This is a genomic window from Pseudarthrobacter sp. NCCP-2145 (assembly GCF_023708005.1).
Classification (GTDB): Bacteria; Actinomycetota; Actinomycetes; order Actinomycetales; family Micrococcaceae; genus Arthrobacter; species Arthrobacter oxydans.
The window spans coordinates 249,381-274,253 of the sequence record NZ_BRCG01000003.1; the positions used below are offsets into that span (position 1 = coordinate 249,381).

A 24,873-nucleotide genomic window follows, 5' to 3' on the forward strand; every position below is an offset into this window, starting at 1 on the left:
GCCATGATTCCAGGAGAGTACGTCCTCCGGTCCGAGCCGGTGACGGCCAACGCCGGGCGGAGGGCGATCGAGGTCGCCGTGACCAACACCGGCGACCGGCCCGTCCAGGTGGGTTCCCACTTCCACTTCGCGGAAGCCAACGCCGCGCTGGCCTTCGACCGGGATGCCGCCTACGGCCGGCGCCTGGACATTCCTGCCGGAACGGCAGCACGGTTTGAGCCGGGGGACGCCCGGAGCGTGCGGCTGATCGAACTGGGCGGGCGCCGCGAGGTGTTTGGGCTCAGCAACGCTGTCAACGGAAAGCTCGACGGCGGCACCCGCCCGGAAGGGGACGTCCAGTGAGTTTCGAGATCCCCCGCCGGCAATACGCGGACCTGTACGGCCCGACCGCCGGTGACAAAATCCGCCTGGCGGACACCGACCTGTTCCTGGAGATCGAGAAGGACCTCACCGTCTACGGCGAGGAAGTCGTCTTCGGCGGCGGCAAAGTGATCCGCGACGGCATGGGCCAGAACGGCCAGGTGACCCGGGACGGCGACGGTTCCGGCGATCCTGGTTCCGGCGATCTTGGTTCCGGCGGCGGTGTGCCGGACACCGTCATTACCAACGCCGTGATCCTGGACTACACGGGCATCTACAAAGCAGACATCGCCATCAGGGACGGACACATCTTCAGGATCGGCAAGGCCGGCAACCCGCAGATCACCGACGGTGTGGACATCGTGATCGGAGCGAGCACTGAAATCATTGCCGGCGAGCGCAAGATCCTCACGGCCGGGGGAGTGGACACCCATATCCATTTCATCTCCCCGGACCAGATCCCCACGGCGCTGACCAGCGGCATCACCACCATGATCGGTGGCGGCACTGGCCCGGCGGAAGGCACCAAAGCCACCACCGTGACGCCCGGAAAATGGCACATCCAGCGCATGCTGCAGGCCGCCGAGGGGTTCCCCATGAACATCGGGCTCTTCGGCAAGGGCCACGCCTCCGCCGTCGAACCCCTCGCCGAGCAGATCCGCGCCGGGGCCATCGGGCTGAAGGTGCATGAGGACTGGGGCTCCACCACCTCCTCCATCGACACCTCCCTCACCGTGGCCGACAAATACGACGTGCAGGTGGCCATCCACACGGACACCCTCAACGAGTGCGGTTTCGTGGAGGACACCATCCGCGCCATCAACGGCCGCGTCATCCATACGTTCCACACCGAGGGCGCCGGCGGCGGGCACGCGCCGGACATCATCAAAATCGCGGGCATGCCCAACGTCCTGCCGGCGTCCACCAACCCCACGCTTCCCTACACGCGCAACACCATCGAGGAGCACCTGGACATGCTCATGGTGTGCCACCACCTCAATCCGGACATCCCCGAGGACGTTGCGTTCGCCGATTCCCGGATCCGCGCCGAGACCATCGCCGCCGAGGACGTCCTGCAGGACCTGGGGATTTTCTCCATCACCTCCTCCGACTCCCAGGCGATGGGCCGGGTGGGCGAGGTGATCACCCGCACGTGGCAGGTGGCGGACAAGATGAAGAGGCAGCGCGGGGTGCTGGCAGATCCCGCGGATACGGCAGATGACGACGGCGGGGCGCACGGCAGTGCGGGCAGCGACAACTTCCGCCTCAAGCGCTACGTGGCCAAATACACCATTAATCCGGCCATCGCGCAGGGCATTGCGGACTCCGTAGGTTCCGTGGAGGTGGGCAAGTTCGCCGACCTGGTCCTGTGGGATCCTGCCTTCTTCGGCGTGAAACCGGAACTGGTGCTCAAAGGCGGGCAGATCGCGTACGCGCTGATGGGGGACGCCAACGCCTCCATCCCCACTCCGCAGCCGCGCACCATGCGGCCCATGTTCGCCGCGTTCGGGAAGGCCGTGCAGCAGTCCTCCATCACCTTCCTGTCGAAGGCCGCGATCGACGCCGGGGTCCCCGCCGAGCTGGGGCTGGAAAAGGTGATCCGGACCGTTTCCGGCATCCGTTCCCTCACCAAGGCGGACCTGAAGTACAACGACGCCACCCCGGACATCCAGGTGGACCCCGAAACGTACCAGGTGACCGTGGACGGCGAAGACGTCACGTGCGAACCATCCGACGTGCTGCCCATGGCCCAGCGCTACTTTCTCTTCTGAATTCTTCCAAGCCCCCGGAGAACCCCGTGATCATCGAAAAAGTCCTCGGCAACCTGCACGAACTCCCCGACCCGGACACCTATGCCAACCTGCACCAGGAGAAAGTGGTGCTTCCCAGCGCCCAGCTGGTCAAACGGATCCAACGCGCCACCACGGACCACGGCAAGGAAATCGGCATCCGGCTCCCTTCCGGCTCCGGCGACCTGCGCGACGGCGACATCCTGCACGTCGAGGACGCCAACATGATCGTGGTGTCCGTGCTGCCCACCGACGTCCTGGTGATCGCACCGCGGACCATCCACGAGATGGGCGTCGTGGCACACTCCCTCGGCAACCGGCACCTCCAGGCCCAGTTCTTCGACGGTGCTTCGGAGTACGGGGCCGAGGTCATGGTGTGCGCCTACGACCACACCGTCGAGGACTACCTCCGAAGCGTCGGTGCGCCGTATACCCGCCAGGAACGCGTCATGCCTGTTCCTTTCCGCCATGCTGAACACTCGCACTAGTTCCAGCGGCACCGCCAGTGTCGGCAGCTACCAGCTGGCGCTGCAGCAGCTCACCGATTCCGCGCTTCCTACGGGGGCGTTTGCGCACTCTCTTGGTTTTGAGACTTATGTCGATGCCGGGGTGGTCTCTGATGAGGGGTCGTTTGGCGTGTGGCTCGGTACGTTCATCTCCCAGTCGCTTTCCTATTCGGACGGGCTGGCCATCCGGTTCCTGTATGAGGGGTGGGATCCTGGGGAACTGGATGAGCTGTTGTCGGCGTCGCTGCTGCCGCGGCAGGTCCGGGAGGCCAGCATCAAGATGGGCCTGCGGCTGCTCGAAATCGGGGCGGAGGTCTTCCCGTCGCCGGAGCTGGAACTGTACCGGGACCTGGTGGCCACCGGCCGGGCCGCGGGGCACCAGCCGCTGGCGTTCGCCGTCGTCGCGCGCTCCCTGGGGGTGCCGCTGCCGGAAGCCCTCGCCTCCTACCTTTTCGCCGCCGTCACCTCGTTGACACAGAACGCCGTCCGGGCCATCCCGCTGGGCCAGAACGCCGGCCAGCGGCTGCTTCGCCAGGCGGCCGACGGCGTTGCTGCCGCCGTCGAACGGATACCGCACCTGACGCCGGACGACTTCGGGGCCGTCACCCCCGGACTGGAAATTTCACAAATGCGGCACGAACGCCAACGTGCCCGGATGTTCATGAGCTAGCAGGAGGATTAAATGGCTGAACCCATCAAAATCGGCATCGGCGGACCCGTCGGGGCGGGCAAGACGCAGCTCGTGGAGCGGCTCACCCGGCACATGAGCGGGGAAGTCTCCATGGCCGCCATCACCAACGACATCTACACCATCGAGGACGCCAAGATCCTCGCCGCCAACGGCATCCTCCCCGTGGACCGGATCATTGGCGTCGAAACCGGCGGCTGCCCGCACACCGCCATCCGCGAAGACACCTCCATGAACACCGCCGCCATCGAGGAACTCAAAGCCCGGCACCCCGACCTGCAGGTCATCTTCGTCGAATCCGGCGGCGACAACCTCTCGGCCACCTTCAGCCCCGAACTGGTCGATTTCTCCATCTACATCATTGACGTGGCCCAGGGCGAAAAGATTCCCCGCAAAGCCGGCCAGGGCATGATCAAGTCCGACCTCTTCATCATCAATAAAACCGACCTCGCCCCCCACGTTGGGGCGGACCTCGCCGTCATGGAACGGGATTCCAAAGAGTTCCGCGGGGCCAAGCCGTTCTGCTTCACCAACCTCAAAACCGACGAAGGGCTCGACGCCGTCATCGAATGGGTGAGGCGCGACGTCCTGATGCTTGACCTGGCGCAATGAGCACGACGGCGGCCCCTGCACCTGAGGAGGTCATCCCATCTGGGCCTGCGTCACCGATGGGCCGTCTCGAGCTTCGAGTCGCTGTGCGTGGTCAGCGATCCGTGGCAGCGCATCAGTACCACCAGGGAGCGCTGCGAGTACTGCGGCCGCATTACCTGGATGACTCCGGGCAGGTTTGTTATGTGGTCGTAAATCCCGGCGGGGCGTACCTGGGGGCGGATCTGTTCGTGCTGGACATCGAAGTGCAGGACGGGGCTGACCTGCTCCTTACCACCCAGTCCGCCACGAAGGTCTACCGGACGCCCGGGTCCTACGCCGAGCAGCGGATGGCTGTCCGGCTGGGGGAGGGGGCACGGCTGGAGCTCATGCCGGACCAGCTCATCGCCTACCGGGAGGCCAGCTACCGGCAGCACACGCACATCACGGTTCGGCCGTCGTCGTCCCTGGTCATGGCTGAGGTGGTGACTCCGGGATGGTCGCCGGACGGCGCCGCCTTCCGTTATCAGGAGGTCCGGCTGCGCACCAGCATCCGGGTGGAGGGCCCGGACGGAACCCGGCTCCTGGCCCTGGACAACCTCCTGATCCGCCCGCCGGCCGGGGATGTCACGGGCCTGGGGTTCATGGAGGGTTTCAGCCATGTGGGCTCGCTGCTGGTGGTGGATCCCCGGGTGGACCAGGCGCTCGCCGATGACCTGCACGCCCTGGCCCAGGACCAGGATGCCCGCACCGGAATTTCCCTCACCCGAACGGCCTCGGGAACCACCGGGCTGGTACTGCGCGCCCTGTCCAACAGCACGGGGGAACTGAACAACCTGCTTGCTGCCTGCACGTCCGTCCTCCGGAAACGGTGGCACGGGCAGGAACCGCTGAACCTGAGGAAGCACTGATGACGGCCATCACGAACATCACTACGCTGTACCGGGACCGGGAGGCACTGCCGCTGCGGACCCGCCTGCTGTTCACCTTCGGTGCGGTGGCCGCACTGCACGCGGCCGCCGTCGTGCTCCTGCTGGCCGGCAACGCCGCCGGGTCCGGTGCGGAGCCGTTCATCTGGGGGCTCGTCCTCACGGCCTACCTGGCGGGCGTCAAGCACAGCTACGACTGGGACCACCTCGCCGCGATCGACAACTCGACACGCAAGTTCGTGGCACAGCGCCAGGATCCGGTGAGCGTGGGCTTCGCCTTCAGCCTCGGCCACAGTTCGGTGGTGACGCTGGCGGGGATCCTGGTGGTTGCCGGCGCGGGCATGGCGGGCCAGTTCATGCAGGACGGAACCACGGGCAACCTGGTGCTCGGGCTGATCGGCAGCGGCGTCTCCGGGCTGTTCCTGCTGGCCATGGGCCTGTTCAACGGTTCGGCCTTCGCGCGTTCGGCGCGGGCCTACCGCCGGGCCCGGACCGGGGCGACGGTTGACCCAGGCGACCTTGAGCCCCGGGGACTGGTGGCCCTGCTGCTGGCCCGGCCGCTGTCCAGGGTGCGGCGGCCGCGGAATATCTACGTGATCGGGTTCCTGTTCGGGCTGGGGTTCGATACTGCCACCACCATCGGGCTGCTGATGATGACGACGGCGGCCTCGCTGGCGGGGGTGCCGCCGTTCGCGCTCCTGGCGCTGCCGCTGGCGTTCACGGCCGCGATGACCCTTTGCGATTCGCTGAACGGGGTGGCCATGATGCGGATGTACCGTTCTGCCCTGGAGGACCCCCAGCGGCGGCTGGGCTTCAACGCCGTGGTCACCGGCATCTCAGCGGTGTCCGCCCTGTTTATCGCGGTGATCACGCTGGGCGGTTTCGCCAACGCCGCCTTCGCACTGGAAGATCCCCTGACGGTGTGGCTGGAATCCCTCGACCTGGGCGACGCAGGCCTGCTGCTGGTGGCGCTGCTGCTGGCCGTGTGGGGAGCGGCGGCAGTTAAGGGACGCTTGGCGGGCAGCCCCAGGCACTGAGCGGCCGCTGCCCATAACAGGGCGGAGCGGCTCAGGGTGGGGCGGCTCAGTGCTGGGCGGCTCAGGCGGCCACCCGGCCGCTGCCCTGCCGGTGCTGCCTGCCTTTCCCCTGGGCCCGGCGCGGCGCGCGCGAACCTGCGGGGACCTGCCCGCCGTCCGGAACCGCGGAGTCTGCGTGGACCTGGACCCCGTGCTCGATCAGGACCCCGGAGCCGATCCGCGAGTGGCTGCCGATGTTCACCCGGTTCCCGATCACCGTTCCGCGGCCGATGCGCACGCCGTCGCCAATAACGGCGCGCTCGCCGATTACGGCGTCGCGGTCAATCCAGCTGCCGTGGCCGATTCGGCACCCGGGACCCACCTTGGCACCCTGCTCCACATACGTCATGCGGCCGACGCGGGTATTTTCGGGGACCGAGGCTCCGGGGGCAACGAGTCCGCCGCCGTTGGCATGCCGGACGTACCGGGTGACCTTTCCGGCGTCGTCTTCCACTGAAACAAACTTCGCGTTCATTCAATCCCTCGTTAACGGCGCGGCACTCCAGCCGCACATTCAGTTAACGGTTCACAACTCAAAGGGATTCCCGAACGGCGCCGGGCGCCCCCTTCGCTACGGCGAGGCCTCCCCGTGCCCTGCGCTTTCCTCTTCGCCAGGGCCGGGGTCCTCCTCTGTCAGCAGCAGGGCAGTCCCCTGGTAGGCAGGCAGTTCGAGGAAGAAGCTGTGCAGGTCATCAACCTGGCCAACCGCTGCCCCGCTGAACAGGTCGTGCACGGCGGACCCGGGGACCAGGTGGCTGGACTGGATGCTGCCGGCAATGTCCTGGTCGGAGAAATTCAGCACCGTCACCTCCAGCGCTCCGCTGCCCAGCTGGATGACCATCACCAGCAGGCCGCGGTGTGAAACGCCGGGCACATCCAGCAGCGACCCCGTGGCGATGCCGTGTTCTTCGCGGACAGCCAGGATCTGCTGGAGCCGCCTGGCGTAGGAGCCGGGATTCTGCAGCTGGTCGGGGAGCGGGCCGTAGAGGCTGCGGGCCCGCGGCATGCCGGAGGAGGAGTATTCCGCATCCGGACTGGTGCCCATGATGTCGTGCGCCCCCCGGTTGATCCAGCGGGTGTCACCCTGGGCCGTGAGTTCCTCCACGCTCTTGCGGTCCAGCGCGGTGATGCCGGCAAGGTCCCAGCCGGACAGGGCAAAGACGCCGGGCTGCAGGGCGTTGTACATGGACAGGAGGATGTGCACGTCCAGGATCTGCGCCTCCTGCTCCGGAGTGATCGCGTCGGGGTCCTGGACCCCCAGGGCGGCCATGATGAAGCTGACCGTTGTGCAGGCGATCCCGTTGGTGGTGAACACCGCGTTGTAGGGGGCGTTCTCCCCGGTCAGGCGCTCCCGCATGGTCTGCTGGACCTGCTCCGCGAGCTGCGCCCCCGTGAGCTCCTGGCCGGCGAGCTCGAACATCTCGTCCCGGTGTCCGGCAGCGAAGTGCATCAGCTCGTAGGTCAGTTCGTCATGGTTTTGCAGCGCGTGGACCAGCGACGCCTGGTCTACACCGATCTCCATGGACAGGCGGAGCGTCAGGCGCAGCAGCTCGGTATCGGCGGTGACCAGCGCGTAGTGGTACGCCGGCCGCGTGATGAAGTCGTAGGAAAGGTCCGGGCCTGCTTCCGAGGTGGCCTTGATGTCGTCGATGGTCAGGTTCAGTTCCTGGAAGGAGAACCCGCCCACCTTGCGGATCATGGACCCGATGAGCTGGTTGGCGGCCTCGGACAGCGGGTGCCCCTCGGACCAGCCCGGCTGCTCTTCGGCGCTTTTCTCCACGCCCAGGAACCCGTTCGCATCGAGCCTGAGCGCACCGGTGCCAAGGTCAACCAGGGAATGCAGCGCGTCACCGACCACCAGGCGCATCCCGGCGAACGTTGGGTCCAGCCAGTTGATGGAGGGCTGGCCAGCCTTGAAGTAGTGGAGGTAGACCCAGCGGCGGGTCTTCCCTGTGGTGTCAACGATCGCCCGGGTGGCGCTCCAGTTCGTTTCCTTGACGCCGGGCTCGTAGAAGATGACCCGCTGCAGCCGGCCGATGATGTAGCCTGCCTTCTGCAGCGCCTGTTCCGAGTCGGGACTCAGGTTCACCGAGTCCTGCCCCTCCGGCACGTCCGGCAGCAGGTGCCAGTCCTCCTCCGGGATGTCCACCATGTGGTAAATCCCAGGGTAGTCCCGGAAGTTCATTTCGGCGAGGCGGAAGTCGGCGCCCTTGCCGGTGTGCCCGGGAACAATGTCATCGATGATCGTGCCGCCGTGGTCCGTGGCCACCTGGCACATGGAGCGGAACTCGTCCTCCGTGCCAAACACCGGGTCGATCGCCATGCTGATCCGGTCGAAGTGCCCGTCAACGCTGGGCGTCTGGGACCAGCCGCTGATGCCGCCCGCCAGCTTGACCGGGCCCGTGTGGATGGCCCGGATCCCGATTTCGCTGAAGGCTTCCCACATGGCCGGATCGCCCAGGGCGGAGAGGAAGGACTGGCTGGACCTGGTGATGAAGGACAGGGGGTACGCGGTGAACCACACCGGTGCGCGCTCCACGGCGGCCCGGGGGTTGGGATGCGCGTAGGAGTTCTGCCACATGCTGGCCTGCCCGGACAGCTGCCGGGCCAGTGCGTTCGCATCTCCCAGCATCGCCTGGTTCCGCAGCCATTCGACGTAGGCCGCGTTCCGCCCATCGAATTCGAAGGACGGCCTGGTGGCGTAGTACTGGCGGCGGCGCGCGGTCGGCCTCAGCGCTTTGGGCCGGGCAGGATAAAGATGTTCGTCGAAATTGACGTCCGGTTCCACCAAGGGCTCAGCTGCCGCCGAACCTGCTTCCTGGTCATCACCTGCAACGGTCTCCGGTTCAAAGACACCGTCGCTGGCCATAGGTTCCCGCATGAGTCCTCTTTCTACAAGTTGTTTCCGCGGTCCCAAGGCGTGCTGCCTGGCCGCCCTGTCCATAATCCCTGTACCCGGGGGTGCCGGGACTATTCGGGGCGAACTACGAAACTACCAAGAAACGGCTAGGCCACGAGGTTTGCGGCCGCCGTGTCCATGTGGGCCCTGATGGTTTTCCGCGCCAGCGAGGCATCGCCGGTCTCAATGGCGGCCACGATGTCGTGGTGCCGGTCCACGCTCATGTTCTTGACGCCTTTTTCGAGTCCGGCAAACATGATGGACATCCTGATGGACCCTTCCAGGGATTCCCAGGTGTGCAGGAGGGTTTCGTTGCCCGTGAGCCGGCACAGGGTGCGGTGGAACTCCAGGTCCGATTCGACCCGCTGCTGCAGGCTCTCCTTTTCCGCGGCCTTCATCGTGTCAATGGCTGCGCGGAGGGAGGTGATGGCGTGCTGGCGGTCCGGCAGTTCGCAGAGCGTCCGGGCGGCCAGGGACTCAAGGGCGGCGCGGACGGCGTAGATATCGCGGATTTCCTTCTCGTCCAGGTGGCGGACGGAGAGCCTGCCGCGGGGACCGGCGGACAGCAGGCCCTCCTGTTCCAGTTGGCGGAGCGCCTCACGGAGTGTTCCCCGGCTGATCCGGAGCATCTCCGAAAGTTCGGTTTCCACCAGGTGGCGGCCGGGTTCCAGCTCTCCGCTGGTGATCGCTGTGCGCAGTGCCGAGAGGGCCTGCTCGCGCAGGCTCTTCTTTTCCAGTCCCAGCAGCGGTGCTGTCGCTCCGGCCATGGCGTCCATCCTCAATGTTGGAAGTCGACTGTCTACAGTCGGTAATAGTTTCGATAGTACGGCAGAAAGCACGGCACCGGCCGGGACCGGTGCCGTGCTTTCCGTGGTTCCTGCTCCGTGGTTCGCACCAGCTAGCCGAGTTCGGCCAGGACCTTCGCCACGATGCGGTCCACGGCCAGTCCGTAGCGGTCGTGCAGCGTCGGCAGGGCGCCGGCGTCGAGGAACTGGTCCGGGAGGGCCACGGGTACCACGCGCTTGCCCACGCCGGCCGTGACGACGGCGGAGGCGACCGTTTCGAACAGGCCGCCCACCACGGAGTGGTTTTCCAGGGTGACGGCAAGCCGGTCGGTGTTGATCTCGGCAAGGACGGTGGCGGCGTCGAACGGCTTGATGGTGGGGGTGTGGACGACGGCAACGTCCACGTTGTGTGCCGCGAGCGCCTTCGCTGCCTGCAGCGCGCGCATGGTCATCAGCCCGGAGGAGATGAAGACGACGTCGTTGCCGCCGCGCAGCACCTTGGCCTTGCCGAGTTCGAAGGTGTAGCCGTATTCGTCCAGGACGGTGGGGACGTTGCCCCGGAGCAGGCGCAGGTAGGTGGGCCCGTCGCTGGCGGCGAGCTGCGGAACGGCCTGTTCAATGTCGATCGAGTCGCACGGGTCCACGATGGTGAGGTTGGGCATGCCGCGGAAGATCGCCATGTCCTCGGTGGCCTGGTGGCTGGGGCCGTATCCGGTGGTCAGGCCGGGGAGGCCACCCACGATGTTGACGTTCAGGTTCGGCTCGGCAGCGTCGAGGCAGAGGAAGTCGTAGGCGCGGCGGGCGGCGAACACGGAGTAGGTGGACGCGAACGGTACCAGGCCGGTTTCGGCCAGCCCGGCCGCGGCGCCGAACAGCAGCTGCTCGGCCATGCCCATCTGGAAGAAGCGCTCCGGGAAGGCCTTGGCGAAGATGTGCATGTCCGTGTACTTGCCCAGGTCCGCAGTCAGGCCGACGATCCTGTCGTTCTCCTGCGCAGCCTTCACCAGTGCGTGCCCGAACGGGGCAGACGCGGTCTTCTGTCCGGGGTCGGCGAAGGAGGCGATCATCGCCGAGGTCTTTAGTTTCGGCTTGGCCGGTGTTGCAGCGGCTGCTGCGGTGACTGTAGGTGCCGCAGCGGCGGCCGAGGTGGTGGTGCTCATGCTGAAGCCTTTCCTTCGTATCCGGCGGTGAGCTGCTCGCGGCAGACCTGCCATTCGTGTTCGTCGATGCGCATGAAGTGCGCCTTTTCGCGCTCCTCCAGCAGCGGCACTCCGCGGCCCACCTTGGTATCGCACAGGATTACCGAAGGACGTCCGACGGCGGCCGCCTGGGCGGCTGCGTTGTCGAACGCTGCCAGCAGCGCGCCGACGTCGTTTCCGTCCACCCGCTGCGTGTACCAGCCGAAGGATTCCCATTTCTCGGTCACCGGCTCGGTGCGGAGCACCGTGTCCGTCTTGCCGTCGGCCTGCAGGGCGTTGATGTCCACCATCGCGGTGAGGTTGCCCAGCTGGTGGTGGTGCGCACCCATGGCGGCCTCCCAGGTGGAGCCCTCGTCCAGTTCGCCGTCGGACAGGAAGTTGAAGACGCGGGCGCTGGAGCCCTGGTGGCGCAGGCCCAGGGCCATGCCCACGGCAATGGTGAGCCCGTGCCCCAGCGACCCTCCGGAGATTTCCATGCCCGGCGTGTAGGTGGACATGCCGGACATCGGCAGCCGGGAATCGTCCGATCCGTAGGTTTCCAGCTCCTGCACGGGGAGGATGCCGGCCTCGGCGAGGGCCGCGTAGTGGCCGATCGCGTAGTGGCCGGTGGAGAGCAGGAACCTGTCCCGTGCTTCCCAGTGCGGGTCCTCCGCCCGGAAGCGGAGCTGGTCGCCGTAGACCGTGGCGAGCATGTCCGCAGCCCCGAGGGCCTGGCCAACATAGCCCTGCCCCTGGACCTCGCCCATGTTCAGGGCATGGTGCCGGATGCGGTAGGCCGCAGCGCTGACGTGCGCCAACCGGTCCTGGACGATTCCTGCGGGCATTGCTGACTCCGTGTTCGATTCGTGGGTGATGGTCATGAGACGGTCACTGACTGCGGGGTGCTTTTGGCGGCTTCATCTGCCAGCTGGCGCTCGCGCTTGCCCCACGTTTCCCGGGTGACGAGGGCGGCCCAGAGACCGATGGCTGCGTAGAAGCTGAAGAGGAGCGCGGGGCCCATCCAGCCAAGGGCTACGAACAGCAGGGTGGTGACGAAGGGGGTGAAGCCGGAGACCATGGCGGAGATCTGGTACGCCAGGGAGGCGCCGGAGGAGCGGGTCTTGGCCTGGAACAGTTCCGGGAACCACGGGCCCTGGGCGCCGGCCAGCGAGTTCTGGCAGACCGCGTAGGAGATCACGATGGTGGCGATGACGAAGATGAACATTCCCGTGTTGACCAGCAGGAACATGGGGATGCCAAACAGGGCGGCGAAGGCGCAGGACCAGATGTACAGGGGACGGCGGCCAATACGGTCCGTGAGCCGGGCCCATGCCATCGTGGCGAAAATGCCGACCGCCGAGGCGATGCAGAGGGCCACCAGGGTTTCGGTCTTGTCCGCCAGCTGCTGGGTGTGCAGGTAGGAAATCATGTACGTGACGGAGACGGCGTAGCCGGCGGTCTCGGCGATGCGCAGGCCGATGCCCCGGACAATGCTGCGCCAGTCGGTCCTGATGACCTCGACGATGGGGGACTTGACGATCGAGCCGCTCTCCTTGACCTCGTCGAAGACGGGGGACTCCGGAACCTTGGAACGGATGATCAGGCCGACGGCGACGAGCACGATGCTCGCGAGGAACGGGACGCGCCAGGCCAGTTCGCCGCCGAGGTTCACGCTGACCAGGAAGACGAGGTTGGCCAGCAGGAGGCCCACAGGGAAGCCTGCCTGCACGATGCCGGTGTACCTGCCCTTGGACTTCCACGGCGCATGCTCGTAGCTCATGAGGATGGCGCCGCCCCACTCTGCGCCGAAGGCCAGGCCCTGGACGATGCGGACAAACACCAGCAGGGCCGGTGCCAGGAGGCCAACCTGCTCGTAGGTAGGGAGCAGGCCGATGAGGAACGTGGCTACGCCCATGAGGATGAGGGAAGCCACCAGGACGGGCTTGCGGCCCACCTTGTCACCCAGGTGTCCGCCGATGATGCCGCCGATGGGGCGGGCTGCGAAGCCGACGCCCAGGGTGGCGAACGCCGCAAGCGTTCCGGTCACGGGGTCGCCCGTGGGGAAGAAGGCGGTACCGAAGTACAGGGCCGCAGCGGTGCCGAACCCGATGAAGTCGTAGGTCTCAATCACGGCGCCGACTCCGGAGCCGACGGCTACCCGCTTTGCATCCTTGGTGCCATGCACATGGCCGCGCATTTTTAGAGCTTCGTTGCTCATGGTGTTTCCCTTTCGAAAAGCGGCTCAACTGGATCTGCCGCTGTCGACTGTTAACAAATGATACGCCAAGTGTGACCCGGATCATGATCACTGTCAACAGTCGACTTTTAGAGTTGACTGTTGACAGTCAACGCATCTACTGTGGTCCTCATCACTACCGCCGGCCGCTCCACCAGCTGGCAAGAACCGAAGGATCAACGATGTTCCATTCCAGGCTCGGGTGCTCATCCATCAGCTTCCGCCACCAGGAGCTTGATGCTGCGCTGCGCACCATCAAGGACCTGGGTTTCGAGGAAATAGACCTCGGCGCCCTGCCCGGTGTCTGCAACCACGTCCCTTATGAACTGGACGCGGCAGCCGTCGCGGCCGTGTCAGCCGAAGTTGCCGGGTCCGGGCTGCGGGTCCGCTCCGTCAACGGGGACATCGGCGACCTCAACGCAGTGCTCGACGCCGGACAGCAGGCTGGCCGTGCACGGCACCTGGATGCCCTTCTCACCCTCACGGCCAACGCCGGCGCGAAGGCGCTGGTCCTTCCATGCGGCGCCCTGGGCCGCGACCCCGTCCGGAGCGTGGACGAAGACCTGGACACGATCGCCGCCCGGCTCATCCACTCCGGGCAGCGCGCCGCGGAGTTCGGCGTCGAACTCTGGACCGAATCCCTGCACTTCCTGCGGTTCTGCTGGAACCTGGAGCGCGCGGAACTGCTGGCACAGCGGCTGGCAGGTTCCGGCGTCGGAATTGTCATGGACTTCAGCCACATCGTGGCTGCCGGCGAGGACGTCCACGCCTACCTCCGACGGCACCAGGGCCGTATCCGCCACGTCCACCTGCGGGACGCCGTGCCGGGGAACATCAACCTCAGCATCGGCAACGGCCAGGCGGACTTCGCCGGTGGCCTGAAGCAGCTCGCCGCGGACGGCTACACCGGGCACTTCTCGCTCGAACTCGAAACCCGGGACGTCACCCACGATGAACGCCCCGCAGCGGCAGCCAAGGCCGCCAGCTTCATCACCGACCTCATCTGACCATCGATTGCTGAGTACTTGCCGTTTTGAACGTCCAGAACGACAACTACGGAGCAATCGATCCATCCAAAGAAACCCAAGGAGCACATCATGACCACCATCCAGCGCACCGCCGTCCTCACCGGGGCAACCTCGGACCGGGGCATCGGCATCACCACCGCCCGCCGCTACGCCAGCCAGGGCTGGGCGGTGGTGATCCTGGACCTCGACGGCGAGAAATCAGCCAAGGTCGCGGCGGAAATCGGCAACGACTTCAACGTCCCCGCCTTCGGCCACGAGGTCGACGTCGCCAATGAAGCATCCGTCACGGCAGCCCAGGCCGCCGTCGCCGCCGAGGTCGACTCGGGCAACCTGCCGCCGGTGGGAGCACTGGCCAACATCGCCGGCATCACCTCGCCGGTTCCCTTCCTGGAAACCACCCTTGAGCTCTGGCACAAGGTCATGGACGTCAACGCCACCGGCACCTACCTGGTGACCAAGGCATTCCTGCCGGCCATGATCGACAACGGCTGGGGCCGGATCGTGAACATGTCATCGGTCTCCGCCCAGCGCGGCGGCGGCGTGTTCGGCAAGGTCCCCTACTCCGCAGCCAAAGCCGCCATTTTGGGCTTCACCAAGGCGCTGGCCCGCGAGCTCGGCACCACCGGCGTGACCGTCAACGCCATCACCCCCGGGGCAGTGGACACCAACATCCGCGTGGGCAGCACCGAGGAGCAGGAAGCCGCCATCAACGCCGGCATTCCGCTGGGCAGGAACGCCACCACCGAGGAAGTAGCCGCGGTGATCACGTTCCTTTCCTCCGAGGATTCGGCCTACCTCACCGGCACCACCATCGACATCAACGGCGGCAGCCACATCCACTGACAGTCCGGTCCGGCCCGCTAAGGACCACACGGCAGAGAGCTCAACATGACGAAAATCTTCAATGACCCCTCGGACTTCGCCGAGGAGGCCCTCGCAGGGTTCTGCGACATCCACTCCGGCCTGGTGCGCCAGGTGCCCGGCGGTGCCGTGCGGCGCTTCCGGCCGGTGCAGCCCAAGGTGGCTGTCCTTGCCGGCGGCGGGTCCGGGCATTACCCGGCTTTCGCGGGCCTCGTCGGAACAGGATTCGCCGACGGCGCCGTGGTGGGCAACATCTTCACGTCCCCTTCGGCGCAGCAGGCGTACGCCGTGGCCAAGGCAGCGGAGTCCGGAGCCGGCGTCGTCTTCACCTACGGAAACTACGCCGGAGACGTCATGAACTTCGGCATGGCCAGCGAACGCCTGGCGGCGGAGGGCATCGCCGTGGACAACGTCCTGGTGACCGACGACATCGCCAGCGCCCCGCCGTCGGAATCGGAGAAGCGCCGCGGCATCGCCGGTGACTTCACCGTTTTCAAGGTCATGGGCGCCGCCGCCGAGGCCGGCGCGGACCTCGCCGAGGTGGTCCGCCTCGGCCGGAAGGCCAACGACCGCACCCGCACCATCGGCAGCGCGTTCTCCGGCTGCACCTTCCCCGGCGCGGAAATGCCGCTGTTCTCCCTGCCCGAGGGCCAGATGGGGCTAGGACTGGGCATCCACGGAGAGCCCGGACTGTTCGACACGGACCTGCCGCCGGCCAAGGCGCTGGGGGAAGAACTCGTGGGACGCCTGCTGGCGGAAACCCCGCCCGGAGCAGGCAACCGGATTGCGGTCATCCTCAACGGTCTGGGATCCACCAAGCATGAGGAACTGTTCGTGCTCTGGGGAACCGTGGCCCCGCTGCTCCGGGAAGCCGGGTACACCCTGGTGATGCCGGAAGTTGGAGAACTCGTCACCAGCCTGGACATGGCAGGGGTTTCGCTCACGGTGACCTGGCTGGACGGGGAGCTGGAACCGCTGTGGCTTGCCCCGGCGGACACGCCCGCCTACCGCCACGGCAACGCCGTCCGGGAAGGCGGGCCCGTGGCGGACGGGGGAACGTCCGACGTCGAGACGACGTCCGCCCCGTTCGTCGCCACCGGCCCCTCCCGGGACTACGCCACCGCCTGCCTTGCTGCGCTGGAGGCCACGCAGGCCCTGTTGCACGAGGCCGAGGAACGGCTCGGCAGGATGGACGCAATCGCCGGTGACGGCGACCACGGACGCGGCATGGTGCGCGGGATTGACGCTGCCACGGGTGCTGCTTCCGCCGCCCTGGGGCAAGGGGCCGGAGCCGGCGATGTGCTCGCAGCCGCCGGTGATGCCTGGGCCGATAAGGCAGGCGGGACGTCCGGCGTCCTGTGGGGAGCCGGACTTCGGGCTTTCGGCGAAGCGGTGGGCAACAGCGCGGCACCGGAGCCCGGACAGCTCGCGGCGGCGGTCAGGGCCTTCGCGGACCGGATTGTGCAGCTGGGCAAAGCCGAGACAGGCGACAAGACCATGGTGGACGCATTGCTGCCGTTCGCATCATCCTTTGCCGGCCTGGTGGCGGCAGGCGCGGAACCGGCCCGGGCGTGGGGGGACGCCGCACGCGATGCGACGGCGGCAGCCGAGGCGACGGCCGGCCTGCTGCCCCTCAAGGGCCGGGCGCGCCCGCTGGCCGAAAAGAGCCTGGGCACACCGGACCCCGGAGCAACCTCGCTGGCCATGATCTTCACCATCATGGGTCCGCACCTCACCGCCGTCGCGTCCCGGGAAACCGTTGGAGTGCGGCAATGAACACTGAAGGAAAGACCATGGGACTGAGACTGGTTGTAGGCGCTGACGAAGCGGGGGTGGACTACAAGGACAAGGTCCTCGAGGATCTCCGCCAGGATCCCCGGGTGAGCGAAGTGATCGATATTGGAGTCAACCGTTCCGACGCGCCGGATGACTTCACCAGGCCGTACCCGTACGTGGGAATCGCGGCGGGCGAGATGATCAGGGACGGAGCCGCGGACCGGGCCATCCTCTTCTGCGGCACCGGAATCGGTGTGGCCATCGCGGCGAACAAGGTGGAAGGCATCAGGGCCACTGCGGCGCACGATTCCTTCTCCGTGGAACGCTCGGTCCTGTCCAACGACTGCCAGGTGCTGACCATGGGCCAGCGCGTGGTGGGCATCGAACTCGCGCGCCGGCTCGCCAGGGAATGGATCGGCTACACCTTCGACCCGGCGTCCGCCTCCGCGGGCAAGGTCAAGGTCCTCACGGACTTCGAAGCCTGTTAGGTCCTGGTCTTCTGGTACGTCTTGCCACGCTGCAGGAAGGATCACGATGGAGAGTTACCGGTTGAGCGACTGGTGCCGCCTGATCGGCATCCCGGTGGAGGTCCGCAAGGACTTTGAGCTGGTCCGGTCAGGCGTGGTGGACGATGCCATGGAAGATTCTTCAGCCCTATGGATCGCCGCGGATGCTTCCGGCGGCAGGGCGCTTTTCGCGGCTGCGGAAGGCTACGAGGTGTGGATCCGGCCCCGGGAGCTGGAGGGAAGGCTGTGCTACAAGATGGCCGCTGCCCTGCGGCCACTTCCTGCCGGTGCCGCAGGCCGGGCCTAGCCGCTGGGGGCCGGGGGCTGTGTTTGCAGGCGGCCTGTTCCTACACTGGGGTGATGATCACAGTCGCTGGAAGCGTGGAAACCACATTGTCCGCCGAGAAGGCCTTTGCCTTTTTGAGCCAGTTCGAGAACACCCCCAAGTGGGATCCCAACACTCCTGTCATGGATAAAGTCACGCCGGGGCCGGTGGCCGTGGGGCACAAATACAACGCCGAAGCCGAGTTCCGGGGCAAGCGGCAAAGCCTGGTCTACGAGGTCATCGAGCTGACGGACAACCACATCAAGCTGCGCGGCGAGAACAAAACCGTCATCTCCTTCGATTCCATCGACGTCACCCCCAACGGGGCCGGCTCGGTGGTGAAGTACACGGCCGAGTTCAGCATCAAGGGACCCGCCAAGATCATCCAGCCGCTCCTGAAGCCGGCCTTCATGTCGCTCCGGGATCCGGCACTGAACGGGATCCGGGACACGCTTAACTCGCTGGCCGCAGCCTGACGGCTTCGAAGAACTCCCGGAGCTCCCGGCGGGGGTCCGCCTCCAGCCGGGGCTCCTCGTCCAGGATCATCGTGGCCCGCAACGCACCGTACTCCGGCGGACTGTTCCTGAGCGTGGGTGGGCGTCTGTCATGGTTGACACCATAAGCCTTCCCCGGAGGTGGTCCGGAATGCTCCCGGCGCCTACATGGATAGGCCGGGTCCCCGTGGGCCGGTGTGTGCCTGGACCAGGGGAGAGCCGCTCAACGGTGCCCGGGCCGGCAGGCCTGCTTCGACGCAATGCTCGTTGACCGCCTGCGCCAGTGCGTCACGGTCCGTGACGGGAAGCCCCGCCAGCCCGGCGCTGTAGTCCCTGATGGCCTGTTCCGAGGCGTCGCCGCCCAAGGCCAGGTGCGCCAGCCACAGCCGGTCCAGGTCCAGGCCATGTTCCAGTATCACCGCGCCAATCAGGGCCTGCTGGTCCACCTCGTCCATCGTCCGTCCGTCCCCTCGGGAGAGTAGTTCTCCCAAGGGTTTCGGAGCGCGCCCGCTGTTGGATGGGGTGGGTAGTGGTGTTTGTCAGGCAGGCTGGGCGGCAGGCTCCCGGACTGGCTGGGCGGCAAGCTCCCGCGCCCGTCCGGCAAGCCAGCGTGCGCTCTCTTTGGGGGATCCGCTCCTGGGTGCGCGAGCTCTGCCGTTCAGCGCCACCCGCTGCGCGCCTTGGCTGCCCAGCGGCAGTTCCTTGAGGCATCGCTGCGAAGCCTGGTGGCTTTGTATCGACCCTAGGACTCACACTCTTTGCAGTACTTCCTGCCGTCCTTTTCCCTGGCGAGCTGGCTGCGGTGGTGCACCAGGAAGCAGGACATGCAGGTGAACTCGTCGGCCTGGACCGGCACCACCTGGATGAGCAGCTCCTCGTTGGACAGGTCCGCCCCGGGCAGTTCGAAGCTGTCCGCGAGCTCGGTCTCGTCGACGTCGGCAATGGCCTCCCTTCGGCCCGACTTCTCGGTTTTCAGCTCCTCGAAGCCGCTGTTTGGCTCTTCCTCGGGCGTCACCCGGGGAGCGTCATAGTCAACTGACATTGGTGCGTTCTCCTGTCGGCTGGATGCAGTTCATCCTGAACAGAGCAACAACAGAACGGGGGCTTCGGATATTCCCCACCAATTTGTAGGTAGACTGACCTACCTACTTTGTGTCTATGAAGGAGGCCTTTTGTCCGCCAGGAATAACGTTGCGCACACACCTGCGCCGCCGAAGCGTCCGGCCCGCGCGCTGCTGCTTGACGCTGCGGCGCGGCTCTTCTATGCGCAGGGCGTGGCCGCCACCGGCATCGACACCATCACCACCGAAGCCGGTGTGGCCAAGAAGAGCCTCTACAACAATTTTGCTTCCAAGGCCGAGCTGGTGGCGGCGTACCTTGAGGCCCGGCATGCGGAATGGCTGGGGCTGTACAGCAGGCGGCTGGAGGAGGCCAGGGATCCGCGCGAGCGGGTGCTGGCCGTTGTTGACGCCTATGCGGACCATGCCAACGCCGCCTACCCCAACGGGTTTCGTGGATGCGGACTGCTTAATGCGGCAGCGGAACTGCCGGCAGGTGCGCCGGGGCGGCTGGCGGTCCGGAAGCACAAGGAAGAGGTTGAGGCGCTCCTGTCACGGCACGTGGCCGAGCTGCTCCCGGCGGGCGATGGCCGCGCCGCAGGACTGGCTCGGCAGCTGGCCTTCCTCCTGGAGGGTGCCATGGCCCGGGCCGGGCTTGAGGGCAATGACGCGTGCCTGAAAGAATGCCGGACCATCGCTGCCCGGCTGCTGGCGGACGTGTGAAACCGGCGGCCGGTTCGGCCAACGCGCCGCTCTGGGGCGCTTTGTGCGTGGTGGCGGCTTCCGTGCTGTGGGGCACCACAGGCACTGCTGCCACGTTTGCGCCGTCCGTGAGCCCGCTGGCCGTCGGCGCGGTGGCCATGGGAATCGGGGGCCTGCTGCAGGCGCTGTACGCCACCAACGCAATGACCGGGCAGTGGCCGGGCCTGCTGGACCGCTGGCGTTTGGTGGCCCTGGGCGCGGCGGCGGTGGCCGTCTATCCGCTGGCCTTCTACAGCTCCATGCGGCTTTCAGGCGTGGCGGTGGGAACGGTGGTGTCCATCGGTTCCGCGCCGGTGGCAGCCGCGCTCATCGAGCGCTTCGCCGACGGCAAACACCTCACCCGCCGGTGGATGGCGGGAGCCATGCTCGGCGTCTCGGGCGCTGCCCTGCTGTCCTTCGCCGGGCACGCGCCGGCCGGTTCCCCGGGCGGTTCCTGGACATCCCTGGCCGGGATTGCCCTGGGGCTACTGGCTGGCGCCACCTATGCCTTGTATTCCTGGGCAGCCCACCGCCTGATCGGAGGCGGGCTGTCATCGCGGGCGGCCATGGGGGCAGTCTTTGGTCTCGGCGGACTGCTGTTGATGCCCGTGCTGGCAGTCACCGGCCGGCCCCTTGTTGAGTCATGGGTCAATTTCTCGGTGGGCGCCTACATGGCCCTGGTGCCGATGTTCGCCGGGTACGTCCTCTTTGGATGGGGCCTGGCCAGGATCCGGGCCAGCACCGCCACCGGGATTTCCCTGCTTGAAACGGTGGTGGCCGCTGGTCTGGCGGTCCTGGTGGTGGGGGAGCGGTTGCCGCCGCATGGCTGGCTTGGCGCCGCCGTCGTCCTTTTCAGCCTCTTTGTCCTGACGCCGGGGCGGTCAGCCCGCGGGCCGCTCCGGTCCCCTTCTTCGCCCGGGAAAAAACTTGCCCAGCAGCAGGCCGGTGCCCAGCCCCACGAGTGAAAGCCCCAGGGCCAGGAGGGCAACAATGCGGCCGCTGGCGCCGGCGATGAGCAGCGCCAGCCCGGTCAGGCCCGCGAGGGCACCGAAAAATAGGTCCGCCCTGAACCGGGGCGCGGGGTAGCCGGAGAGCAGCTCCATGGCCAGGTGGGGGTCGTCGGCGATCAGCCCCAGCTCCAGCTCCTTGAGCAGCCGCCGTTCCTCTTCGGACATTGGCATGGGATGCCCCTGGTTTCCGGGTAAAAGGGATATCGGTATTGACGCTAGGACTCCTGTGCCGTGGCGTCAAGAGCTCCGGTGACGGCACTCGAAGCATCGATTCTGGACGTCGTCCTGGCCCTGCCGTGGCACCCCGGTGAGGTCCGCGGAGGGGTGGTTACCGCCGTCGGAGTTCCGCGAACTCAAGCGAGGGGACGATGGCGCCCGCGTCCCGCTCCACGAAGTTGGTACCTGGTGGCACCACGTCATCAATGGCGTCGAGGACGGACTCGCTGAGCCGGACCTGCGAGGCCTGCACGTAGGCCCGCAGGTGCTCCTCGCTGCGGGGGCCGATAATCACGCTGCTGATGGCCGGGTGCGTCAGGGCGAAGCCGACGGCAAGGTCCACCAGCGACAGTTCCAGCTTGTCGGCCAGCCGCGCCAGGGCATCGGCGGCCAGGAGCTTCCGCTCGCTGGCGGGACCGGTCATGTCGTAGCGGCCCGGGAGCGAGTGGACCCGGGTGGGCGCCTTCCCCGGTTCAGGGGAGAAGCTGCCGGACAACCAGCCTCCGGCCAGGGGACCGTACGCCAGGACCCCCAGCCCGTATTGCTGGGCGATGGGCAGCACGTCGCGTTCGGTGCCGCGTACCAGCATGGAGTACGGCACCTGGTTGCCCAGCGGCGGAATCAGGTGGTTGGTGGTGGCCAGCCACTGCGCCTCCACCAGTTGCGCTGGTGTGAAGACGGAGGTGCCGTAGTAGAGGATCTTGCCCTGCCGGATCAGGTCGTTGAGCGTGGTGATGGTTTCCAGCACGTCGGTGTTGTAGTCCGGCCGGTGCGCCTGGTACAGATCAATCCGGTCCGTCTGCAGCCGCCGGAGGCTGCCCTCCACAGCCTGGGTGATCCAGCGGCGCGAGTTCCCGGAGTGGGCCGGGTTGGGGCTCATCTGGCCGTGGAACTTGGTGGCCAGGAAAATGTCGTCGCGGCGCCCGCGAAGTGCGCGGCCCACCACCTGTTCGGATTCACCCTGGGAGTAGACGTCCGCGGTGTCGACGGCGGTGATCCCGGCATCCAGCGCCGCATGGATGATGCGGATGCTTTCCTCAGCCCCGGTCGGGGCGCCGTGCGGGCCGCCGTTGCCTTCGCCGAAGTTCATGGTTCCCAATGTGAGTGGGCTGACGGGGGTACCCGACCGCCCAAACACCCGCAGTTCACTGAGGCTCATCCCGGTCTCCTTCCGCCGCGCTGCCACGCGTCCCCTCGACCGTCACGAGGCTACACAGCTTCCCGGAAGCAGGGCAGACGTGAGCCATAGTCCTTAGCTTTTCGTCGCACGGGGTAACGCGGCTGCCCGGGATGACGAATTGTGGCGGCCGCGTGCAACCTTGGGAGTGTGGACTTGCCCGCGCCTGTAATCCCGGGCCTGGTTTCGTCTGTGCGCCGCCCTGCAATAATCTGAACCAATCGGTTGTGCGCGGGGGTGCAGGCGCCCGGTGCAACAGGCAGCACTGTAAGTTCGGGCGGCATCACACCAGACGAGGCGGACACGCATGACGGCTTCAGACCAGCAGCACCCACAGCAACCAGGGATGCCAACAGACCCTCCCGGGCTTTCGCCCGCGGCGGGCGGGGCTGCTGCCGGCCTGGCCGTGGACCCCCATTTGCTCCAGAAACTGGCAGATGCGCACGGCGTGGGCACCTCCTTCCAGGGCTGGGACGGCCTGCCGCACACGGTGGCAGAAGAGACGCTCGTCAAGGTCCTGGCTGCCTTGGGGGTACGGGCGGACACGAACCAGGCCATCGAGGCCGCGCTGGCGGAAGCTGAACTGGCCCCCTGGCGGCGGATGCTGCCGCCCGCCGTCGTCATCCAGCAGGGTGAACCCGCGCTGGTCCCGGTCCATGTGCGCGATGGCGTTGCAGTTAAGCTGGGCATCGCCCTTGAAGGCGGGGCCGGCTCTGTTGACGCCGTCCAGGAGGACGTCCGGGAACAGCCCCGGGATGTCGACGGGGTGGCTACCCGCCGTATGACCTTCGCCCTCCCGCAGGACCTGCCCCTCGGCTGGCATACCCTGAACGCCCAGGCCGGTGACGTGACCGCGGAGGCCACCTTGGTGGTGACGCCGCGCCAGCTCACCACCGCGCAGCCGCTCGAACAGCGCCGCGGCTGGGGGCTGGCCACACAGCTGTATTCCGTCCGGTCCAGGCGCTCCTGGGGGATCGGTGACTTCGCCGACCTCGCCGACCTCGCCGCCATCAGCGGCGAACGCGGGGCCGACTATGTGCTGGTCAACCCGCTGCATGCGGCCGAACCCGTGCCGCCGGTGCAGCCGTCGCCGTACTCGCCGTCCACACGCCGGTTCTTCAACCCGCTCTACATCCGCATCGAAGCTGTTCCCGAAGTGGCATACCTGAAGCCGCGCCGGCGCGCCGCGGTGGAGAAGCTCCGTGAGGAAGTGTCCGGGCTGAACAAGGACGGCGCGCGGCTGGACCGGAACGCCGTCTACGCGGCCAAGCTGCAGGCCCTGGAAATGCTCTACCACGCACGCCGCTCCCCGGCCAGGCAGGCCGCCTTCGATGAGTTCTGCCGGATCTCCGGCCAGGGACTGGACGATTTCGCGCTGTGGTCCGCCATCCGGGAGGACCTCGCGCCGGATGACCCGTTGTGGACCGATCCCGCCTGCGCGCTGGGCACCCCGGAGGCCGAGGCGCTGCGGGAAAAGCTGGGGGACAGGATCGGGTTCCACCGGTGGCTGCAGTGGATCTGCGATGAGCAGCTCGAAGAGGCCCAGAGGGCTGCGCTGCGTTCCGGCATGAGGCTTGGGGTGGTGCACGATCTCGCCGTGGGCGTGGACCACAGCAGCGCCGATGCGTGGACCCTGCGCGGCGTGCTGGCTCCCGCCACCAGCGTGGGCGCGCCCCCTGACATGTACAACCAGCAGGGCCAGGACTGGGGACAGCCCCCATGGCATCCGGCGCGCCTTGCCGAGGCCGGCTACATCCCGTTCCGGAACATGCTGGCCACGGTCCTGCGGCATGCGGGTGGGATCCGGGTGGACCACATCCTGGGCCTGTTCCGGCTGTGGTGGATTCCGGTGGGAAATGCCCCGGGTGACGGCGCGTACGTGCGCTACGACCATGAGGCGCTGATTGGCATCCTCGCCCTGGAGGCGCAGCGTGCCGGGGCCGTGGTAATTGGCGAGGACCTTGGCACCTTCGAGCCGTGGGTGCGCGACTACCTGGCTGCCCGCGGCATCCTTGGGACGTCCATCCTGTGGTTCGAGTACGACGGCGACTCCCCCCTTGCGCCCGAAAAGTACCGGATGCAGGCCCTCGCCAGCGTCAACACCCACGACCTTCCGCCCACGGCCGGCTACCTCGCCGGTGACCACGTGGCGCTGCGCAGCGGCCTGGGTTTGCTGGAGCGCTCCGAGGCGGAGGAGCGTGCCGAGCACAACGCGTCCCTGGAGAAGATGCTCGCCCTGGTCCGGGAACGTGGCTACCTGCCCGGGGCAACCGCGGGCGGGCAGGCGGAGACGGAAGAGCAGACCATCGAGGCGCTGCACCTCCTGCTCACCCAGACGCCGTCGGTCCTGCTGGGTGTTGCCCTTGTGGACGCGGTGGGGGAGCGGCGGGTCCAGAACCAGCCCGGCACCACCGAAGCGCTGTATCCGAACTGGCAGGTTCCGCTCGGCGGGCCGGATGGCAAGCCGGTGTTCCTTGACGATCTTCCCGCCAACCCGCGCTTTAACACGCTGCTGGCAGCGGTTGAAGGCGCCCTGCACAGCTAACTGACCGCCAGCAGCCTGTGCCGCCAACAGCTTTGGTGCCGCACACGGCAAAGCGGGGCCACGTTGCACCCGTCCGATGCTCGGAACGGGCGCGACGTGAC

At 67.0% G+C, this 24,873-nt stretch carries 26 protein-coding genes; 16 read left to right on the forward strand and 10 right to left on the reverse strand.

Annotated elements, in window-relative coordinates:
- The first annotated feature begins 3 nt into the window (after positions 1 to 3).
- The 7 genes from NFU08_RS04140 to NFU08_RS04170 are packed head-to-tail and all read left to right on the forward strand — an operon-like array spanning position 4 to position 5,898.
- The gene (locus tag NFU08_RS04140; RefSeq protein WP_174178385.1) at positions 4 to 342 is read left to right on the forward strand and encodes an urease subunit beta; all 339 of its coding nucleotides are present in this window, start codon (positions 4 to 6) and stop codon (positions 340 to 342) included.
- Positions 339 to 2,132, forward strand: a complete 1,794-nt coding sequence (ureC, locus tag NFU08_RS04145) for an urease subunit alpha (RefSeq protein ID WP_251420915.1) — start codon at positions 339 to 341, stop codon at positions 2,130 to 2,132. The genes NFU08_RS04140 and ureC overlap by 4 nt, the downstream gene beginning before the upstream one ends.
- 26 nt (positions 2,133 to 2,158) lie before the next feature.
- Positions 2,159 to 2,638 carry an urease accessory protein UreE gene (gene ureE, locus NFU08_RS04150; protein WP_188728985.1) on the forward strand — a complete coding sequence of 160 codons (480 nt, stop codon included), beginning with the start codon at positions 2,159 to 2,161 and terminating at the stop codon, positions 2,636 to 2,638.
- Complete coding sequence (locus NFU08_RS04155) at positions 2,619 to 3,326, forward strand: urease accessory protein UreF (RefSeq protein ID WP_251420917.1); 708 nt, start codon at positions 2,619 to 2,621, stop codon at positions 3,324 to 3,326. Before ureE ends, NFU08_RS04155 begins: the two co-directional genes overlap by 20 nt.
- Before the next feature lie 12 nt (positions 3,327 to 3,338).
- Positions 3,339 to 3,956, forward strand: a complete 618-nt coding sequence (ureG, locus tag NFU08_RS04160) for an urease accessory protein UreG (protein WP_251420919.1) — start codon at positions 3,339 to 3,341, stop codon at positions 3,954 to 3,956.
- Positions 3,953 to 4,843: an urease accessory protein UreD gene (locus NFU08_RS04165; RefSeq protein WP_397425148.1), complete on the forward strand. Its 891-nt coding sequence runs from the start codon at positions 3,953 to 3,955 to the stop codon at positions 4,841 to 4,843. The genes ureG and NFU08_RS04165 overlap by 4 nt, the downstream gene beginning before the upstream one ends.
- Positions 4,843 to 5,898: a HoxN/HupN/NixA family nickel/cobalt transporter gene (locus tag NFU08_RS04170; protein ID WP_251420921.1), complete on the forward strand. Its 1,056-nt coding sequence runs from the start codon at positions 4,843 to 4,845 to the stop codon at positions 5,896 to 5,898. The genes NFU08_RS04165 and NFU08_RS04170 overlap by 1 nt, the downstream gene beginning before the upstream one ends.
- A 61-nt stretch (positions 5,899 to 5,959) precedes the next feature.
- On the opposite strand, the gene NFU08_RS04175 is transcribed toward NFU08_RS04170, so the two are convergent.
- The 6 genes from NFU08_RS04175 to NFU08_RS04200 all read right to left on the reverse strand — a co-directional run bounded on the left by NFU08_RS04175 (position 5,960) and on the right by NFU08_RS04200 (position 13,017).
- Positions 5,960 to 6,412, reverse strand: a complete 453-nt coding sequence (locus tag NFU08_RS04175) for a transferase (protein WP_251420923.1) — start codon at positions 6,410 to 6,412, stop codon at positions 5,960 to 5,962.
- 96 nt (positions 6,413 to 6,508) lie between these two features.
- The gene (gene treS / locus NFU08_RS04180) at positions 6,509 to 8,818 is read right to left on the reverse strand and encodes a maltose alpha-D-glucosyltransferase (protein WP_251420925.1); all 2,310 of its coding nucleotides are present in this window, start codon (positions 8,816 to 8,818) and stop codon (positions 6,509 to 6,511) included.
- A gap of 125 nt (positions 8,819 to 8,943) precedes the next feature.
- Positions 8,944 to 9,603 (reverse strand): GntR family transcriptional regulator, encoded by a 660-nt coding sequence (locus NFU08_RS04185; RefSeq protein WP_174178402.1) that lies wholly within the window; start codon positions 9,601 to 9,603, stop codon positions 8,944 to 8,946.
- Between the two features lie 131 nt (positions 9,604 to 9,734).
- Positions 9,735 to 10,781 (reverse strand): transketolase family protein, encoded by a 1,047-nt coding sequence (locus NFU08_RS04190; RefSeq protein ID WP_217432513.1) that lies wholly within the window; start codon positions 10,779 to 10,781, stop codon positions 9,735 to 9,737.
- A complete protein-coding gene (locus NFU08_RS04195; RefSeq protein ID WP_174178404.1) occupies positions 10,778 to 11,680 on the reverse strand; it encodes a transketolase in 903 nt (300 codons plus the stop codon). The genes NFU08_RS04190 and NFU08_RS04195 overlap by 4 nt, the downstream gene beginning before the upstream one ends.
- Positions 11,677 to 13,017 (reverse strand): MFS transporter, encoded by a 1,341-nt coding sequence (locus tag NFU08_RS04200; protein ID WP_174178405.1) that lies wholly within the window; start codon positions 13,015 to 13,017, stop codon positions 11,677 to 11,679. Before NFU08_RS04200 ends, NFU08_RS04195 begins: the two co-directional genes overlap by 4 nt.
- 200 nt (positions 13,018 to 13,217) lie before the next feature.
- Between NFU08_RS04200 and NFU08_RS04205 the strand changes: the two genes are divergently transcribed.
- The 6 genes from NFU08_RS04205 (at position 13,218) to NFU08_RS04230 (ending at position 18,007) form a co-directional block, all read left to right on the forward strand.
- On the forward strand, positions 13,218 to 14,042 hold the full coding sequence (locus NFU08_RS04205) for a sugar phosphate isomerase/epimerase (protein WP_251420927.1): 825 nt from the start codon (positions 13,218 to 13,220) through the stop codon (positions 14,040 to 14,042).
- 90 nt (positions 14,043 to 14,132) lie between these two features.
- Positions 14,133 to 14,906 (forward strand): SDR family NAD(P)-dependent oxidoreductase, encoded by a 774-nt coding sequence (locus NFU08_RS04210; RefSeq protein ID WP_251420929.1) that lies wholly within the window; start codon positions 14,133 to 14,135, stop codon positions 14,904 to 14,906.
- Positions 14,907 to 14,951: 45 nt separating this feature from the next.
- Complete coding sequence (locus NFU08_RS04215; protein ID WP_251420931.1) at positions 14,952 to 16,700, forward strand: dihydroxyacetone kinase family protein; 1,749 nt, start codon at positions 14,952 to 14,954, stop codon at positions 16,698 to 16,700.
- Positions 16,697 to 17,188 carry an RpiB/LacA/LacB family sugar-phosphate isomerase gene (locus NFU08_RS04220; RefSeq protein ID WP_285835569.1) on the forward strand — a complete coding sequence of 164 codons (492 nt, stop codon included), beginning with the start codon at positions 16,697 to 16,699 and terminating at the stop codon, positions 17,186 to 17,188. The genes NFU08_RS04215 and NFU08_RS04220 overlap by 4 nt, the downstream gene beginning before the upstream one ends.
- A gap of 46 nt (positions 17,189 to 17,234) precedes the next feature.
- Entirely contained in the window at positions 17,235 to 17,513 is a 279-nt protein-coding gene (locus tag NFU08_RS04225; RefSeq protein ID WP_251420933.1) for a hypothetical protein, read from the forward strand.
- 53 nt (positions 17,514 to 17,566) lie between these two features.
- The gene (locus NFU08_RS04230) at positions 17,567 to 18,007 is read left to right on the forward strand and encodes an SRPBCC family protein (RefSeq protein WP_251420934.1); all 441 of its coding nucleotides are present in this window, start codon (positions 17,567 to 17,569) and stop codon (positions 18,005 to 18,007) included.
- 182 nt (positions 18,008 to 18,189) lie between these two features.
- Here NFU08_RS04230 and NFU08_RS04235 read toward each other — a convergent pair whose 3' ends face one another.
- Both NFU08_RS04235 and NFU08_RS04240 read right to left on the reverse strand, forming a co-directional pair.
- On the reverse strand, positions 18,190 to 18,480 hold the full coding sequence (locus NFU08_RS04235; protein ID WP_174178419.1) for a hypothetical protein: 291 nt from the start codon (positions 18,478 to 18,480) through the stop codon (positions 18,190 to 18,192).
- Positions 18,481 to 18,767: 287 nt separating this feature from the next.
- Entirely contained in the window at positions 18,768 to 19,067 is a 300-nt protein-coding gene (locus NFU08_RS04240; protein WP_174178421.1) for a DUF4193 domain-containing protein, read from the reverse strand.
- Between the two features lie 130 nt (positions 19,068 to 19,197).
- Between NFU08_RS04240 and NFU08_RS04245 the strand changes: the two genes are divergently transcribed.
- Both NFU08_RS04245 and NFU08_RS04250 read left to right on the forward strand, forming a co-directional pair.
- Complete coding sequence (locus tag NFU08_RS04245; RefSeq protein ID WP_174178422.1) at positions 19,198 to 19,806, forward strand: TetR/AcrR family transcriptional regulator; 609 nt, start codon at positions 19,198 to 19,200, stop codon at positions 19,804 to 19,806.
- Complete coding sequence (locus tag NFU08_RS04250) at positions 19,803 to 20,789, forward strand: DMT family transporter (RefSeq protein ID WP_251420936.1); 987 nt, start codon at positions 19,803 to 19,805, stop codon at positions 20,787 to 20,789. The genes NFU08_RS04245 and NFU08_RS04250 overlap by 4 nt, the downstream gene beginning before the upstream one ends.
- Here NFU08_RS04250 and NFU08_RS04255 read toward each other — a convergent pair.
- Positions 20,706 to 21,005: a DUF3040 domain-containing protein gene (locus tag NFU08_RS04255; RefSeq protein WP_246256204.1), complete on the reverse strand. Its 300-nt coding sequence runs from the start codon at positions 21,003 to 21,005 to the stop codon at positions 20,706 to 20,708. The two genes, NFU08_RS04250 and NFU08_RS04255, sit on opposite strands and share 84 nt — an antisense overlap.
- Positions 21,006 to 21,162: 157 nt before the next feature.
- Positions 21,163 to 22,209, reverse strand: coding sequence for an aldo/keto reductase (locus NFU08_RS04260; RefSeq protein WP_174178425.1), 1,047 nt, complete (start codon positions 22,207 to 22,209; stop codon positions 21,163 to 21,165).
- A gap of 364 nt (positions 22,210 to 22,573) precedes the next feature.
- Between NFU08_RS04260 and malQ the strand changes: the two genes are divergently transcribed.
- Positions 22,574 to 24,772, forward strand: coding sequence for a 4-alpha-glucanotransferase (malQ, locus tag NFU08_RS04265; protein WP_251420938.1), 2,199 nt, complete (start codon positions 22,574 to 22,576; stop codon positions 24,770 to 24,772).
- Positions 24,773 to 24,873: the final 101 nt, after the last annotated feature.